The following is a 15,416-nucleotide window of genomic DNA, read 5'->3' on the forward strand; positions in this document are numbered from 1 at the left end:
TTCAGTCGGCCAGGCCGGACGAGCGCCAGGTCACCTCGGCCAGCCGGCCCTGACCGGTGGCGTTGGGGTGGAACCAGTCCAGCGGGTTGAGCAGGTCCAGGGTGAAGCGGACCTTGTGCGCCGCGCCCCCGTCGTGCCGGCAGCGCGAGCCGTACGCCCGGCAGGCCGCCACCAACTGCGCGTTGTACGCGTCGATCCGGGCCCGGACGGCGGCCCGGCGGGCCTTGTCGGCGGGCGCCGTCGACGTCGCGTTGGCCAGTAGCGCCGGGCAGATGCCCCGCCGCCACGCTCGTGCCGCCCGCGCGTCGCCGTGCCCCACCTCCCAGAGCCGGTAGAGGTCGGGGATGCTCACCACCAGCACCCGGGCCTTCGGCCGGCCGGTCCGCAACACCCGCAGGCCCCGGTCGACGTCGGCCCGGAACTGGGTCACCGGGGTCATCGAGTCCACGCCGCCCCGACAGATGTCGTTGGCGCCGATCAGCACGGTGACGTAGTCGGCGCGGTCGCGTACGGCCGCCTGGGCCTGGCCTTCGAGGGCGTCGGCGCGGGCGCCGGGCCGGGCGTGGTTGTACGCCTTGCCGCGGATCGCGGAATTCTGGTCGAGCAGCCGGCGATAGTGGCTCTGCACCCGCAGGCCGTCCCCGGTCGACCAGGAGTTGCGCTCGCAGGAGGTGAGCACCAGGCAGGAGGCGAAGCCGGTGCTGATCGAGTCGCCGAGCGCGGCGATGCCGCCGGGCCCGCCGGACGACGGCGGGCTCTTCGTGGGACGGGGGGAGGCCGACGTGCCGCCCTCGCAGGCCAGCGCGACCAGCGCGGCGAGACAGGCCAGGGCGGCAACCCAGCGTCGAGGCATGACATCCCCCGTCTCGCAGCACAGAGCGACAGCGCGGTAACTCTATGCGCTGGACGTGGTCGGGCGGGAAGTTGCTGTCGGGTATGTGGCCGAGCGCCGTCGAAAGAGCCGCATGAGTGCTATAAGCGCCACCAGCGCGCGCGATTGCTACCGGTTAACAGCGCCGATCGGGGGTAGCTCAGGAGGTATGACGAGATCGCAGCCCCGGCGTGCCCGTGGCACGGTCGGCCACGCGTACAGCGCGCTGAACCTCCGGCTCACTCTCGCCGGCTTCGGGTTGGTGATCATGGTGCTGTTCGCGGTGCTGGCGTTCTGGGCGGGGCTCGCCTGGCTCGGCGTGCTCTGCGCGATCTTCGCAGTCGTCGCCGTGGTCGACCTGGTCGTGATCCAGCGCCGCCGCGCCGCTCGCCGCCGTGAGGAGCCGGGCGTACGACACTCGCTGTTCGAGTGACAGGAGGACGAGATGCCCCACATCGCCACCACCAACCCCGCCACCGGACAGGTGCTCAAAACCTACGAGGCGATGTCCACCGAACAGCTCGACGCCGCCATCGAGCGCACCGACCTCGCGTACCAGCAGCTGCGCGGCACCACCGTCGACCAGCGCGCCCGGTGGATGAACGCCGCCGCCGACCTGCTGGACGCCGAGCGCGACGAGATCGCCCGGATCATGACCACGGAGATGGGCAAGACGTACGTCGCGGCCCAGGCCGAGGTGACCAAGTGCGCCACGGCCGCCCGCTTCTACGCCGACAAGGCGCCCGCGTTCCTCGCCGACCAGCCGGCCGACGCCGCCGCCGTGAAGGCGACCCGGGCGTTCATCCGCTACCAGCCGATCGGCGTGGTGCTCGCGGTGATGCCGTGGAACTTCCCGCTCTGGCAGGTGATGCGCTTCGCCGCCCCGGCGCTGATGGCCGGCAACACCGGCCTGCTCAAGCACGCCTCGAACGTGCCGCAGACGGCGCTGCTGCTGGAGGACGTGTTCCGTCGCGCCGGCTTCCCCGAGGGGGCGTTCACCACCCTGCTGGTGGGCTCGGACGCCGTCGAGCGGATCCTCGCCGACCCCCGGGTCCGCGCGGCCACCCTCACCGGCAGTGAGGCGGCCGGGCGCTCCATCGCCCAGATCGCCGGCCGGGAGGTCAAGAAGACCGTGCTGGAGCTGGGCGGCAGCGACCCGTTCGTGGTGATGCCCTCGGCCGACCTGGACGCCGCCGCCGAGGTGGCCACCACGGCCCGCTGCCAGAACAACGGCCAGTCCTGCATCGCCGCGAAGCGGTTCATCGTGCACACCGACGTCTTCGACGCCTTCGCCGAGAAGTTCGTTGCGAACATGGCCGCGCTGCGCGTCGGCGACCCCATGGACCCGGGCACCGACGTGGGTCCGCTGGCCAGCGAACGCGGTCGCGACGAGGTGCACGCCCAGGTGCGCGACGCGGTGGACAAGGGCGCGACGGTGCTCTGCGGCGGCGAGCTGCCCGCCGGCGACGGGTGGTACTACCCGCCGACCGTGGTCACCGACCTCACGCCGCAGATGCGGATGTGGTCCGAGGAGGTCTTCGGGCCGGTCGCCGGCCTGTACCGGGTGTCCTCGTACGAGGGGGCGATCGAGGTGGCCAACGGGACCAGCTTCGGCCTCGGGTCGAATGCCTGGACCCGGGACGCCGCCGAGCAGGAGCGCTTCGCCAGCGACCTGGACGCCGGCAACGTCTTCATCAACGGGATGACCACCTCCTACCCGGAGCTGCCGTTCGGCGGCGTGAAGAACTCCGGCTACGGCCGGGAGCTGTCCGAGCTGGGCATGCGGGAGTTCTGCAACATCAAGACGGTCTGGGTGGGCGAGGGCGCGGCTTCCGCCGGCGCCGGCGCGCACGCCGAGTAGCTTCCCGCGCGGCACGCATCACCGGACGCCGTCATGGGTAGGAAGTGCGCCCATGACGTCGTTCGGATTCCACGCCTCCCACGAGCAGATCCCTCCGCGCGCCCTGCTGGAGGCGGTGATGCACGCCGAGCGGGCCGGCTTCGACGCGGCCATGTGCTCCGACCACTTCTCCCCGTGGAGCGCCCGGCAGGGCGAATCCGGCTTCGCCTGGTCCTGGCTGGGTGCCGCGCTGCAGGCCACCGGCATGCCGTTCGGCGTGGTCAACGCCCCCGGTCAGCGGTACCACCCGGCGATCATCGCGCAGGCGATCGGCACCCTCGGCGCGATGTACCCGGGTCGGTTCTGGGCCGCGCTGGGCACCGGCGAGGCCAGCAACGAGCACATCACCGGCGACGCGTGGCCGCGCAAGGACGTCCGCGCCGCCCGGCTGCGGGAGTGCGTGGACGTGATCCGGGCGCTGCTGGCCGGTGAGGAGGTCAGCCACGACGGTCTGGTCCGGGTGGACCGGGCCCGGCTGTGGACCCGCCCCGAAGAGCCGCCCGCGCTGGTCGGCGCGGCCGTCAGCGTGGCCACGGCCCGCTGGTGCGCCGAGTGGGCCGACGGGCTGATCACCGTGAACGCGCCGGTGGAGCACCTGCGCGAGATGATCGACGCGTACCGGGACGCCGGTGGGCGCGGCCCACTGCACCTCCAGGTGCACGTCTCCTGGGCGCCGGAGCAGGCGCAGGCCGAGGCGCTCGCGTACGACCAGTGGCGCAGCAACGTCTTCGCCCCTCCGGTCTGCTGGGACCTGGAGACCGTCGAGCACTTCGACGTCGTCTCGGCCGACGTGCCACCCGAGCGGATCGCCCAGGTGGTGAACATCTCGGCCGATCTGGGCCGGCACGTCGGCTGGCTGGAGGAGTACGTGGCGCTCGGCTTCGACCAGATCGCCCTGCACCATGTCGGGCAGGAGCAGCGCGGGTTCATCGACGCGTTCGGCGCCGAGGTGCTGCCGAAGCTGCGCCCGGGCGGCTGATCGGGCGTCGGCCGACCGACCCCTAGGCTCGTACCCCATGGAAAGCCTGTTTCCGGTCGTCGTCTTCCTGGCGATCGCCACCCTGGGCGCGGCGCTGGCCCGCCGGCTCGGCCTGCTCGCGCCGATCGTGCTGGTCGTACTCGGCCTGGGGCTCTCGTTCGTGCCGGGCTTCCCGCAGATCCGGCTCGAACCGGAGCTGGTGCTGATCGGCATCCTGCCGCCGCTGCTGTACGTCGCGGCGTTGGAGACATCGGTGCCGGCGTTCAAGAACAACATCCGGCCGATCCTGCTGCTCGCCGTGGGCCTGGTGCTGTTCACCGCGTTCGCGGTGGGCGTCGTGCTGCACCTGCTGCTGCCGCAGGTCCCGTTCGCGATCTGCCTGGCCCTCGGCGCGGTGGTCGCCCCGCCGGACGCCGTGGCCGCCACGGCCGTCGCCCGCCGCGTCGGGCTTCCCCGCCGGGTGGTCACGATCCTGGAGGGGGAGAGCCTGGTCAACGACGCCACCGCGCTGGTGCTGCTGCGGGTCGCGACCATGGCCTCCATCGGCGCGGCCGTCGGCACCGACAAGATCGCCCTCGAGGTGCTGCGGTCCACCGGCGGCGGCATCCTGATCGGGGCGCTCGGGGCGCTGGTGTTCGGCTTCCTACACCGGCGGATCAGCGACCCGCTGCTGGACAACGCGCTGTCGTTGATCATCCCGTTCGCGGTGGTGTTCACCGCCGAGCACCTGCACGCCTCCGGTGTGGTCGCGGTGGTCGTCACCGGTCTGGTGCTCGGGCACAAGCTGCCGCAACTGTTGTCGGCGGCGTCCCGGTTGCAGGTCGGCGCGTTCTGGCGGCTGGTCCGGTTCCTGCTGGAGGGACTGGTCTTCCTTCTGGTCGGGCTGCAACTGCGGGAGGTGCTGCGCGAGCTCGACGAGCCGACCGGCTCGCTCATCCTGATCACCTTCGCGGTGCTCGCCACCGTCTTCCTGACCCGGTTCGTCTGGCTCTTCCCGGCCACCTACCTGGCCCGGCTGGTCCCCCGGATCCGCCGTCGGGATCCGGCCCCGTCACCGAAGTTCCCGATCATCATCGGCTGGGCCGGAATGCGGGGGGTGGTGACGCTCGCCGCCGCCCTGGCCCTCCCGCTGACCCTGGCCGACGACGAGCCGTACCCCCGGGCCCTGTTCATCTGGTTGGCCTTCGCGGTGATCGTGGTCACCCTGGTCGGTCAGGGCGCCACGCTGCCGCTGGTCGCCCGGCGGTTGAAGCTGCCCCAGGACGACCCGGTGCAGGACGCGTTGTCGGCCGCCGGGGTGCAGCAGCAGGCCAGCAGGGCCGCACGGGACCGGTTGGAGGAGTTGGCCGAGAGCGCACCGGGGTCCGTGGTGGATCGGCTGCGCCGGGTGCAGGAGGACCGCACCAACATGGCCTGGGAACGGCTCGGCGGCGACGAGCGGGAGACCCCGTCGCAGGCGTACGGTCGGCTGCGACAAGAGATGATCGACGCCGAGCGGGACGTGTTCCGCGCCGCCCGGGACGCCGGTCGAATTCCTGAGGAGGTGCTGGTGCGGGCCTATCGTGACCTGGACCTGGAAGAGTCGTTGCTGCGGCAGGAGGTCGAGCAGTGAGCTGTCAGCACCTGACCGAGGCCGGCACCGCCGAGCCGCGCACCCCCGACGAGTGCGCCGACTGCGTCGCCATCGGCGACACCTACTGGGTGCACCTGCGTACCTGCCTGAGCTGCGGCCAGGTCGGCTGCTGCGACTCGTCGCCGAACCAGCACGCGAGCAAGCACTTCGCGTCCACCGGCCACCCGGTGATCCGCTCGGCGCAGCCCGGCGAGGCCTGGCGCTGGTGCTTCGTCGACGAGGAGATCGGCTGACCGGTCCCGGACGGCGCTGGCCGGCCGGGCGCTCGGCCACCGCTCAGCGGTCGGTTCGGAGCGGCGTCGCGGGGCGGCCGGCCAGGGCCCACCGGGTGAGCGCGGGGCTGGCCAGGCCCGCCACGGCGAAGAGCGCGCCGACGGCCAGCCAACCGGGCGTCCCGCCGTCGAGCACCACGAGCGTCAACAGGGCCGGGCCGGCGGCGCGGGCCAGACCGGCCAGCATGCCGTCCGCTCCCTGGTAGGCGCCGACCGCGTCCGGCGGGGCGAGGTCGTAGGCGAGTCCCGTTCCGCCAGCGCTGTGCCACAGGTCACCGGCGGTGTAGACGACGGTGGCGACCAGCAGCAGTGCGACAGCCGCAGCGGTGGGCAGGCGGGCGGTGGCCGCGTACAGCAGCATCGCGGCGGCCAGCACCAGGCCGGCCCGGCGCATCGTCCGCGCCGCCGCAGCGGCGGTGTCCGCGCCCCGGCTCAGCCGTACCGCCAGCAGGACGGTGAGCACCGTGTTGGTCAGCAGCACCGCCGACACGACCGGCGGGGGCGCTCCGACCACGGTCACCGCCCAGAGCGGCACCACCAGCGTGAGGACCGTCTGATGCAGGGCGAGCACCGCCGACGCGCCACTGACCGCGAGGAAACGGCCGTCACGCAGCGGCCGTCCACGGCGGGCAGTGACCGTCGGGGCCGGCACGGTCGTGGGCTGCGCAGCCGGGGCCGGCACGGTCGGGCGCTGCGCGGTCGTGGGCTGTGCGGTTGGGGCCGGCGCGGTTGTGGGCTGCGCGGTTGGGGGACAGGCCGGCAGCCGCAACAGCAGCGCCGCCGACACGAGATAGGTGGCCGCGTTGCCAGCCACCAGGATCTGGTACGCCAGGTGCGTGTCGGCGGCCAGCGCGAACCCGGCCAGACCCGCCCCGACCGCGATGCCCAGGTTCGCCACCGCCCGTAGCGTGGCGAAGGCGTGCACCCGACCCTGCGGGCCGGCGACGGCGGCGACCAGCGCGGCGCGGACCGCGAGGTTGCCCGAGGTCAGCAGCAGGTCGAGCACCGCCACGACCAGGAACACCGGAAACGAGCCGACCAGCAGGTACGTTGCCGCGACCACCGCCTGGAGCACCTGGAGGACGGCCCGCAGCGTACGCGGGTCGCGCCGGTCGGCCAGACTGCCGAGCGGCACGCTGGCGGTCAACCCGACCAGCCCGGCGACGCTGAGCCCGACGCCCACCTGGGCGGCGGACAGCCCCACGTCCCGGGTGAGATAGATGGCCGCGCCGGTCAGCCACAGTCCCGAACCGACGGTGTTCGCCAACGTGGCGAGGGAGAGGGTGCGCAGCCGCCCGGCCGGCGGCAGCGGCGACACACCCCGCATCAGCGTGAGATGACCATGGCCGAGGCGGAGTCGATGACCCGGTCGCTGTGGGTGGCTGGGTCGCCGTCGGTGGCCTGGGCGCGGCGCGTGGCCCGGTTGTTCCCGGTGGCCCGTTCGAACGTGTCGCCGTTGACCGTCATGGTGGCGACGCTAGGCAGGCCGGGCGGAGTTGGCGGTCCCGAAAGACGCGAGGCCGGTCACACCGCCCCGCCACGATGGTGTGGATCCGAGGGCCCCGGTCGTCACAGCTGGTGGGCTGGGCCGCGGTCACGTCCGACGGTGGTAGTGGTTGCGGCGGGGGATTTGGTCGGGGTCGAGCCAGGCCGGTGGGATGAATTCGGGGTGGCCGTCGCCGCCGAGGTGGACGGTCCAGTCGCCGTGGTGGAGGTGTCGGTGGTGGTGGCCGCAGAGGAGCACTGCGTTGGGCAGGCTGGTGTCGCCGCCGTCGGCCCAGTGGTGGATGTGGTGGGCGTCGCACCAGCGGGGTGGGCGGTCGCAGCCGGGGAAGGCGCAGCCGCGGTCGCGCAGGACGAGGGCGCGTCGGAGTGGGCCGGTGATGAGGCGGCGTTGTCGGCCGACGTCGAGTGGTTGGCCGGCGCTGCCGAGGACGGCGGGCAGGATGGCGGCGTCGCAGGCGAGGCGGCGGACCGTCTCCGGGGTGAGGCGGGGGCCGGTGTCGAGGGTGCCGGCGTCGAGCTGCCGGGCCAGCGTGTCGAAGCTGGTGGTGACGACGATCTGCGCGGGCTCGCCGCCGTGCTCGGGTAGCTCGCCGGTGCGCAGGGTGAGGCGGCAGAGGTCGGCGAGGGCGTCGTGGCGGCGTTGCCCGGGACTGCGCGCGTCGTCCGGGCCGGACGGCGCGGTCAGCGGGTCGATCGCGGCGCGGAGCAGGCCGCCGGCCTCGGCGTCCAGGGTGCCGCTCAGCCGCAGGCGGCCGTCCGACAGCTCGGACAGGGTGACGTGACGGTCCCGGTCGGAGCGGCGGGCCTCGGCCTCCAACGCGGCCCGGGCAGCGGCTTCGGCGACCTCCGGTGCGACATGGTCGAGGATCCGGGTGCCCAGCTTGCGCAGGAGAGTCGGCTCGAACTGCCCGGCCCACCCGACCAGCACGCCGACCGCCTTGTCGGCGGCCTCGGCGCCGGCGGCCATGTGCACCGTGCTGACCGTGTCGCCGATGACGCGGGCCTGCTCCACTGTGATGTCGCCGCCGGCCAGAGCGGCGCGCACCCCCGGCGCTCCGGTGTCCAGCGCGCTGGCGAGGTCGACCAGGCGGCGGGCGGCGGAGACTGTGAGTCGTAGCCGGTCACGCAACCAGACGGCCGTCGAGGACGCGCCCTGCGCCTGGGCCGTGCCGCGGCCGTCCAGCTCACGCACGAGGGCCAGCTGCACGGCCGCCAGGCGCTGCTCAAGCCGGTGCGCGGTGTCGAGTGCCGCGACGAGGTCGGGCTCGGTGAGTGCCCAGGCCGGCGCGTCGACGCACGCCGCGACCGCCGCCTCAGCCTGCGTCAACTCCTCCACCATGGACCGAGAATAGAACAGGTGTACGACAACTTTGATGCTTGCCTACATCGGCGGTCGTCTCATGCGGCTGAGGCTGGGTGCCGGGTGCGGGCCGACCCTGACGCACGCTGAAGCGGCCCACACCTGCCGGGTGCGGGGCGCTCTGCTGTCCCGATTGCCGCCGGCCGTCAGATCGACAATGGAAGCGGGCCTCAGGGCATGCCGCCGGAGTCGCTGGCGACGCCGCTGTCGTAGGCCCGGTTGTCGTCCCCGCCGTAGCCCTTGCCGCGCAGACTGCCACGGCGCTGGCGGCGCTGCTCGTGCCCGCTGGCCCGGATCGCCTGGCGGGCTCGGCGCATCGTCTCCTCGGGCCCGTCGGCCCGGGTACGGCGACGGCGCCGCAGTGCGAAGACCGGCAGGACGGCCAGCAGTGGGGCTGCCACCGCCCCGGCCAGGAGCCACGTTCGTCCATCCATGCTCGTGATGGTAGGTACGCAGGTCCAGCCGTGCTGGTGGCCGCCCGGGGGAGGGCGGCCACCAGCCGTGCCTGCTCAGGACAGCGAGCAGGGGTTTCCGTTGACGGTGACCAGACCCGGCCTGGGGTTGGCGCCGCCGTTGGTCGTGGCGTTGAAGCCGAACGTCACCGTGCCGCCGGGCGCGATCTTGGCGTTGTACGACTCGTTGCGTGCCGTCACCGTGGCGCCGGCCTGGGTGACCTTCGCCAGCCATGCCTCCCGGACGCGCTGGTCACCGGTGAACGCGAACCGCACGGCCCAGCCGTTGACGGCGGTGGCGCCGGTGTTGCGCACGGTCAACTGCGCCGTGAAGCCGGTGCCGCCCTGCCAGGCGCCGTAGTTGACGTAGCTCACCGAGCAGGTGCTGGCCGGCACCGCGCCGGCCTCGCCCTGGTCGGCCAGGAACGAGGAGATCCAGGCCAACGCCGAGTTCCAGTTGATCGCGACCTCGTTGGTCGAGTACGAGTTGATGTCGTCGACGTAGCAGAACATCGGCTTGCAGCCGGCGAGCAACTGCGCCGCGAACGGATCCTGCAGGGCCGCGTTCGCGCCACCGGCGAGGGAGCCGTCGGGCGGGCGGGGAAGGTCGGGGTTGAGCTGGTGGCCGAAGATCCGGCTGTGCTGGTTCTGCGCGTTGTGTTCGCCCCAGCCGGTGACATACGAGATGTTCAGGGCGTTGCGGCCGAGGATGTAGTCCATCGCCTGGACGGCACCGTCGCGGTAGGTGGCGTTGCGGGTCAGGTCGAAGGCGGTGGCCAGGACGATGGCGTTGTTGATGATGCTGCTGTTGCCGCCCCAGAAGTAGCTGTTGGCGTCACCGGGCATCGGCAGCCCGTACGCCTGCCGGCGCAGCTCGGCCAGGTACGCGTCGGCGGCGCCGGTGACCGAGGCGCGGACCCGGGTCAGCTCGGCGGCCGGCAGCCCGCTCGGCACGGTGGCCAGGTCGAGGCGGCCGAGCGCCGCGACGCTCTGCCAGCCGAAGCCCCGCGGGTCGAACACGTCGCTGGTGTGGTGCGGCGAGGCGCTCAGGTCGGTCAGGTAGGTCTGCTCCCCGGTGCTGAGGTACAGCTCGACCGCCGCCCAGTAGAACTCGTCGGTGACGTTGCTGTCGTCGTACGCGCCGCCGCCGGTGCCGTCGTTGGGGCTGGCATACACCGCGGGATGGGCCTTGGCGGCGGCGTAGGCCGTCTTCGCGGCAGTGGCGCAGCGGCGGGCGAACGCCGCGTCGTAGGGGGCGAACAGCCGCGCGCACTGGGCGGCGGTGGCGGCCAGGTTGAGGGTGGCCGCGGTCGACGGCGGGTGCAGCTCACGTGGCTGCGGGTCGTCCTGCGGGGCGAGCGGCAGCCCGGTCCAGTTCTGGTCGTGGATCTTGTGGTGGACCATGCCGGCGAGGGGCTTGCCGGCCGGCACCTGCATGCGCAGCAGGAACTCCAGCTCCCAGCGGGCCTCGTCGAGGATGTCCGGCACGCCGTTGCCGCGCTCGGGCACCCGCAGCGAGCCGTCGGCCAGCCTCGCGCCGCCGTCGGCGGTGGCCGCCGTCTTGGTCCGCTCGAACGTGTTGAGCAGCTGGTAGGTGGCGATGCCGCCGTTGACCACGTACTTGCCGTGGTCGCCGGCGTCGTACCAGCCGCCGCGCACGTCGAGGGAGTAGTCGCAGACGCCGGGCTGGCAGGGCACGGTGGTGTCGCCCCGGTTGGGGGCCACGCCGAGGTGGCCGGCGGGGCGGGCGTACTCGTCGCCGATCAGGTCACCGTCGATGGCGATGCCGCTGCGCTGGGCGTAGAAGAACTGCAACGAGTCGGCGCGCAGCCGGTCGTAGAGGGTGCCGGAGATGTCGAACGGGTGGCTGGTCTCGCCGTCGACGGTCAGGGTCAGCCCGCTGCCCGGCGTGCGGTAGCTGGAGAAGTCGACGGTCTGCACGTTCTGCCCGGAGGCGGCGTCCACGCCGCGTGTGGTGGTCGTGCCGCTGGCCAGGACGGCGCCGGCGGCCGAGCGCAACTGCCAGGGCAGCGGCCCGGTGGCCTCGGTGACCACTGTGGCGTTCTTCGGGCCGCCGGGCAGGTAGCCGACCTGGTTGACGCGCACCCGTGGCCCGGTGTCCGGCTCGTACGGCTCGGGCGGCTCGCCGCCGCGCAGCGAGACGTCGTCCAGGCAGATGGTCTGCGTCGCGGCGCTGCCGCCGACCTGGAAGATCAGTTGGGCGTTCGGGTTGTCGTCCGGCACGGTGAAGGTCTTCTCGACCCGCTGGGCGGTGCCGGTCGCGGTGGCGTCCACAGCGGCGTACGTCGTGTACGGGGCGCTGCCGAGCTGCAGCACGGCCTTGACCGCCGCGCCGGGGGTGGCGGAGACGGCGAAGCCGAGGGTGTATTCGGCGCCCGCGATCAGCGGCACCCCGTCCTGGCCGATGCCGGCGTCCCAGGGGTTGGCCAGCCCGCCGGGGACCGTGGTGCAGAGCCGGCCGTCGGTGACCGCGAGCGCGCCGGTGCCGAAGGAGAACCAGGGGCTCACGCCGGCGCTGAAGTCGCCGTTGTCGATCTGCTCGGGGGCGTCCGGTGGAGGGTCGGCGTGGGCCGCGCCGGCGCCCGCGCCGGTGAGGGCCAGAGTGGTCGCCGCAGCCAACAGGAGGCGGCGTCGGGATGGCGTCACGGGGAGTCCTTCCGGGACGGGAAGAGGAACGGTGATGGTGGTGCGGTGGTGTCGAAAACCTGGGAGCGCTCCCAAGTATCGGCTCGATGTTTCCAGCGGCGGATCGCCCTGTCAATTGATCCGACTGGATGGGTTCTGGCGCGCGACGAGGGCGGCCGGTCCGGCCGCGCACTGTCATCGCGTCGGCCGGGCAGCGTGAGATTGGCCGCGCCACGCCCCGTCGTCCTGATCTCCTAGAGACAACTGCGCCCTTCGCCTGGCAGGCTGCCTCCCATGACCCTGAAGCTGCGTTCCGTGGGAACGAGCGACCGTGGGCTGATCCGCAGCGGAAACCAGGACGCCCTGCACGCCGGCACCTGGCTCGTCGCCGTCGCCGACGGCATGGGCGGAATGGCCGCCGGTGACCTGGCCAGCTCGCTCACCATCGACGCGGTCGCTCCGCTGGACGTGGAGACACCCGAGGACGCTCTGGTGGCCGCCCTGCAGGACGGCATCGCGCTGGCCACCGCCCGCATCCGGCAGGCGGTCGCCGACGACCCCGAGCGCCAGGGCATGGGCACCACGCTGACCGCCCTGCTCTTCGCGCGTACCGGCAGCTGCCTGGCCCTCGCCCACGTCGGTGACTCGCGGGCCTACCTGTTCCGCGAGGGTGTGCTCAAGCAGGTCACCCGCGACGACACCTTCGTCCAGATGCTCGTCGACCAGGGCGTGATCACCGCGGACCAGGCGAGCAGCCACCCGCGCCGGGCGGTCGTCACCCAGGCGTTGCAGGGTGAGGACGTCTCCCCGTCGTACGCGACGATGGTGCCCCGGGCCGGCGACCGGTGGCTGCTGTGCAGCGACGGCCTCTCCAACGTCGTCCGCCCGGACACCCTGGTCGAGGTGCTCACCGGCTACCCGGACCGGTCCGCCTGCGCCGGCAAGCTGATCGACCTGGCGCTGCACGCGGGCGGGCCGGACAACGTCACAGTGGTGGTGGCCGACGTCGTCGAGGAGTAGCCCCTCCTCAGCGCCGACGCGGCGCGGCACGCCGGGTTGGCGTCGCCGTGCCCGGGTCCTCCGGCCACGGATGTCGGGGATAGCGGCCGCGCAGCTCCGAGCGGACCTGCGGATAGCCGGTACGCCAGAACGACGCGAGATCAGCGGTGACCGCCACCGGGCGGCCGGCGGGGGAGAGCAGGTGCAGCAGCACCGGCACCCGGCCGCCTCCGACGCGCGGGGCCGCCGGCCAGCCGAACGTCTCCTGAAGCTTGACCGCCAGCACCGGCGCCGCCGGATCGGCGTAGTCGACCCGGATCCGCGAGCCGCTGGGCACCTCGATGCGTTCCGGCGCCAGCTCGTCGAGGCGCGCGGCCTGGGCCCACGGCAACAGCCGGCGCAGCGCCGAGGTCACGTCCACACGGCTCAGGTCGGCGCGTCGCCGGGCAGCGGCCAGTTCCGGCCCCAGCCACGTCGGGGCGGTCGCGAGCAGCGCCTCGTCGCTGACGTCGGGCCACTCGTCGCCGAGGTGGTGCCGGCAGAACGCCATCCGCTCGCGCAGCCCCCGTGCCGCCGGCGTCCACGGCAGCAGCCCCAGCCCCTCCTGGCGCAGGCCGGACAGCAGCGCCGCCGCCACCTCCGCCCGGTCCGGGCGGTCCAGCCGCCGCGCCACCAGCTCGATCGCGCCCAGCCGGGTCACCTCCCGGGCCACCACGTCCCCGTCGGACCAGCCCACCTCGCGGCGCGTGGACAGCAGCGGGCCGGCCGCCTCTCGGGCGGTCGCCTCGTCCAGGGGGGTGGCCCGACGGATCCGCGCCGACGGCGCGCCGGGGCGGCGGTCGGCGACGGCCACCGCGAGCCAGTCGGACCCGGCCAGCCCCGATCCGACCGCCAGCTCCGCGGCGGTCCCACCCGTCATGAGGTACGCGGACCCGCCCGGCCGCCGCACCCGGGCCAGCCGCTCGGGGTACGCGAGACCGACCAGCAGCCCGGCGGCGAGATCGTCGGTGAGTCCGCCCGAGGCGGCCCGCCTACCGGCGGGCAGCGCGGCGCGTAACCGGCGTACCTCGGTGCGCCAGCGGGCCGTGGCGCCCGCGTCGGTCCCGGCGCGCAGCCGACGCCAGCCGGCCACCAGGTCGTCGCCCGGGCCGGCCGCGCTCTCCTCGGCGAGCAGGGCCACCACCTCGGCGGCGCGGTCCGCGCCGACCCGACCGGCGCCGTCGAGCAGCGCACGGGCCAGCCGCGGGTGCGCCCCGGCGGAGGCGATCACCCGGCCCCGCCCGGTGATCCGGCCCGTCCCGTCGACCGCGCCCAGCGTCTCGAGGGTGTCCCGGGCCACCGCCATCGCCGCGGCCGGCGGCGGATCGGGCAGCGCCAGCCCGACGCCGTCGGGGCGCCCCCAGGCGGCCAGCTCCAACGCGAACCCGGTCAGGTCGGCGGTGGCGATCTCCGGCTCCGGCCGGGCGGGCAGCCGCTCGTGGGTCGCCTCGGACCAGCAGCGGTAGACGTACCCCGGGGCCTCCCGGCCGGCCCGGCCGGCCCGCTGGGTGGCGGCGGCCCGGGAGACCGGCACGGTGATCAGCGCGCCCAGTCCACGGGCCAGATCGATGCGGGGCACCCGGGAGAGTCCGGCGTCCACCACCACCCGCACGCCCGGCACGGTGAGGCTCGTCTCGGCCAGCGCGGTGGACAGCACCACGCGACGCCGGCCGTCGGGGACGCCGGGACGCAGGGCCGCGTCCTGCTCGGCGGCGCGCTGGCGGCCGTGCAACGGCAGCAGGTCGACGGTGTCCCGCAGGTCGCCGAGCCGTCCGGCGACCGCGGCGATCTCTCCGGCCCCGGGCAGGAAGACCAGCACGTCGCCGTCGTGCTCGCGTAGCGCCCGACGGACGGTGGCGGCCACGTGGTCGAGCAGGGCGCGGTCCACCGGCCCGGCCCCCGGCGGCGCGACCGGCCGCGGCGGCGGCGCCCAGATCCGCCGTACCGGGTGCAGCGCCGACTCGGCCCGGACCACCGGGGCGGCGGCGGTCCCGCCGAGCAGCGCGGCGAACCGGTCGGTGTCCGGCGTGGCGGACATCGCGAGCAGCCACAGGTCCGGTCGGAGGGTGGCCCGGGCCTCCACCGTGAACGCGAGTGCGAGGTCGGCGTCGAGCTGCCGCTCGTGGCACTCGTCGAGCAGCACCGCACCGGTGCCGGGCAGCTCCGGGTCGTGGTGCAGCCGGCGGACCAGCAGGCCGGTGGTGACCACCTCGATCCGGGTGGCCGGGCCGACCCGGCGCTCGCCGCGTACGGCGTAGCCGACCCGGTCGCCGACGCGCTCGCCGAGCAGCTCGGCCATCCGCCGGGCCGCGGCGCGTGCCGCCACCCGCCGGGGTTGGGCGATCACCACCCGCCCGTCGACCCGGTCGGCCACCGCCAACGGCGCGAGAGTGGTCTTGCCGGTGCCCGGCGGGGCCACCAGGACCGCGGCGCCGGCCGCGTCGAGCGCGGTCAGCAGCGCCGGCAACGCCGGACGGACCGGCAGGTCCAGGGTTACGTCGGAGAGCACGGCCCAGTCTCGCACCGATGCGGGGGACTCAGCCGCGACGGACCTCGGGAAGACCGTGCAGGAACGAACGCCAGGCGGCCGAGCCGAACGCGAGCACCGGGCCGGAGCGATCCTTGCTGTCCCGGACGGCGACCCGACCGTCGACTGTCGCGACCTCCACGCAGTTGCCGTTGCCACTGCTGCGCGTGCTGGTGCGCCAGTCCGCCCGGGTCAGGTCGAGCGCCGTCATCCGTGGTACCTCTCGTCTGCG

At 73.9% G+C, this 15,416-nt stretch carries 14 protein-coding genes; 6 read left to right on the forward strand and 8 right to left on the reverse strand.

Features of this window, described 5'->3' with window-relative positions; all coding sequences use genetic code 11:
* Nucleotide 1: 1 nt before the first annotated feature.
* Nucleotides 2-853: a GDSL-type esterase/lipase family protein gene (locus ABZT87_RS15850; RefSeq protein WP_355136203.1), complete on the reverse strand. Its 852-nt coding sequence runs from the start codon at nt 851-853 to the stop codon at nt 2-4.
* 187 nt (nt 854-1,040) lie between these two features.
* On the opposite strand from ABZT87_RS15850, the gene ABZT87_RS15855 reads away from it, so the two are divergent.
* The 5 genes from ABZT87_RS15855 to ABZT87_RS15875 are packed head-to-tail and all read left to right on the forward strand — an operon-like array spanning nt 1,041 to nt 5,616.
* Nucleotides 1,041-1,304, forward strand: coding sequence for a DUF6343 family protein (locus tag ABZT87_RS15855; RefSeq protein ID WP_354858297.1), 264 nt, complete (start codon nt 1,041-1,043; stop codon nt 1,302-1,304).
* A 12-nt stretch (nt 1,305-1,316) separates the two neighbouring features.
* Nucleotides 1,317-2,732: an NADP-dependent succinic semialdehyde dehydrogenase gene (locus ABZT87_RS15860; protein ID WP_355136205.1), complete on the forward strand. Its 1,416-nt coding sequence runs from the start codon at nt 1,317-1,319 to the stop codon at nt 2,730-2,732.
* A 52-nt stretch (nt 2,733-2,784) separates the two neighbouring features.
* Complete coding sequence (locus ABZT87_RS15865; RefSeq protein WP_355136207.1) at nt 2,785-3,750, forward strand: TIGR03885 family FMN-dependent LLM class oxidoreductase; 966 nt, start codon at nt 2,785-2,787, stop codon at nt 3,748-3,750.
* A gap of 37 nt (nt 3,751-3,787) precedes the next feature.
* Nucleotides 3,788-5,362 carry a Na+/H+ antiporter gene (locus ABZT87_RS15870; protein WP_355136209.1) on the forward strand — a complete coding sequence of 525 codons (1,575 nt, stop codon included), beginning with the start codon at nt 3,788-3,790 and terminating at the stop codon, nt 5,360-5,362.
* A complete protein-coding gene (locus tag ABZT87_RS15875) occupies nt 5,359-5,616 on the forward strand; it encodes a UBP-type zinc finger domain-containing protein (RefSeq protein ID WP_354858289.1) in 258 nt (85 codons plus the stop codon). Before ABZT87_RS15870 ends, ABZT87_RS15875 begins: the two co-directional genes overlap by 4 nt.
* Nucleotides 5,617-5,659: 43 nt before the next feature.
* Here ABZT87_RS15875 and ABZT87_RS15880 read toward each other — a convergent pair whose 3' ends face one another.
* The 5 genes from ABZT87_RS15880 to ABZT87_RS15900 all read right to left on the reverse strand — a co-directional run bounded on the left by ABZT87_RS15880 (nt 5,660) and on the right by ABZT87_RS15900 (nt 11,640).
* Nucleotides 5,660-6,982, reverse strand: coding sequence for an MFS transporter (locus tag ABZT87_RS15880; protein ID WP_355136211.1), 1,323 nt, complete (start codon nt 6,980-6,982; stop codon nt 5,660-5,662).
* The gene (locus ABZT87_RS15885) at nt 6,982-7,122 is read right to left on the reverse strand and encodes a hypothetical protein (RefSeq protein WP_354858284.1); all 141 of its coding nucleotides are present in this window, start codon (nt 7,120-7,122) and stop codon (nt 6,982-6,984) included. Before ABZT87_RS15885 ends, ABZT87_RS15880 begins: the two co-directional genes overlap by 1 nt.
* Nucleotides 7,123-7,249: 127 nt before the next feature.
* Complete coding sequence (locus ABZT87_RS15890) at nt 7,250-8,500, reverse strand: DUF222 domain-containing protein (protein ID WP_355136213.1); 1,251 nt, start codon at nt 8,498-8,500, stop codon at nt 7,250-7,252.
* A gap of 191 nt (nt 8,501-8,691) precedes the next feature.
* Nucleotides 8,692-8,955, reverse strand: coding sequence for a hypothetical protein (locus tag ABZT87_RS15895; RefSeq protein WP_355136215.1), 264 nt, complete (start codon nt 8,953-8,955; stop codon nt 8,692-8,694).
* Between the two features lie 75 nt (nt 8,956-9,030).
* The gene (locus tag ABZT87_RS15900) at nt 9,031-11,640 is read right to left on the reverse strand and encodes a glycoside hydrolase family 9 protein (RefSeq protein WP_355136217.1); all 2,610 of its coding nucleotides are present in this window, start codon (nt 11,638-11,640) and stop codon (nt 9,031-9,033) included.
* Nucleotides 11,641-11,913: 273 nt separating this feature from the next.
* Between ABZT87_RS15900 and ABZT87_RS15905 the strand changes: the two genes are divergently transcribed.
* Nucleotides 11,914-12,639: a protein phosphatase 2C domain-containing protein gene (locus ABZT87_RS15905; RefSeq protein ID WP_354858276.1), complete on the forward strand. Its 726-nt coding sequence runs from the start codon at nt 11,914-11,916 to the stop codon at nt 12,637-12,639.
* Between the two features lie 7 nt (nt 12,640-12,646).
* Here the strand turns inward: ABZT87_RS15905 and hrpB are convergent, their stop codons facing one another.
* Nucleotides 12,647-15,166, reverse strand: coding sequence for an ATP-dependent helicase HrpB (gene hrpB, locus ABZT87_RS15910; protein WP_355136492.1), 2,520 nt, complete (start codon nt 15,164-15,166; stop codon nt 12,647-12,649).
* A gap of 28 nt (nt 15,167-15,194) precedes the next feature.
* The gene (locus ABZT87_RS15915; protein WP_354858273.1) at nt 15,195-15,395 is read right to left on the reverse strand and encodes a DUF397 domain-containing protein; all 201 of its coding nucleotides are present in this window, start codon (nt 15,393-15,395) and stop codon (nt 15,195-15,197) included.
* Nucleotides 15,396-15,416: the final 21 nt, after the last annotated feature.

The sequence above is a fragment of the Micromonospora sp. NPDC005237 genome (assembly GCF_040607775.1).
In the GTDB taxonomy this organism is placed as follows: Bacteria; Actinomycetota; Actinomycetes; order Mycobacteriales; family Micromonosporaceae; genus Micromonospora.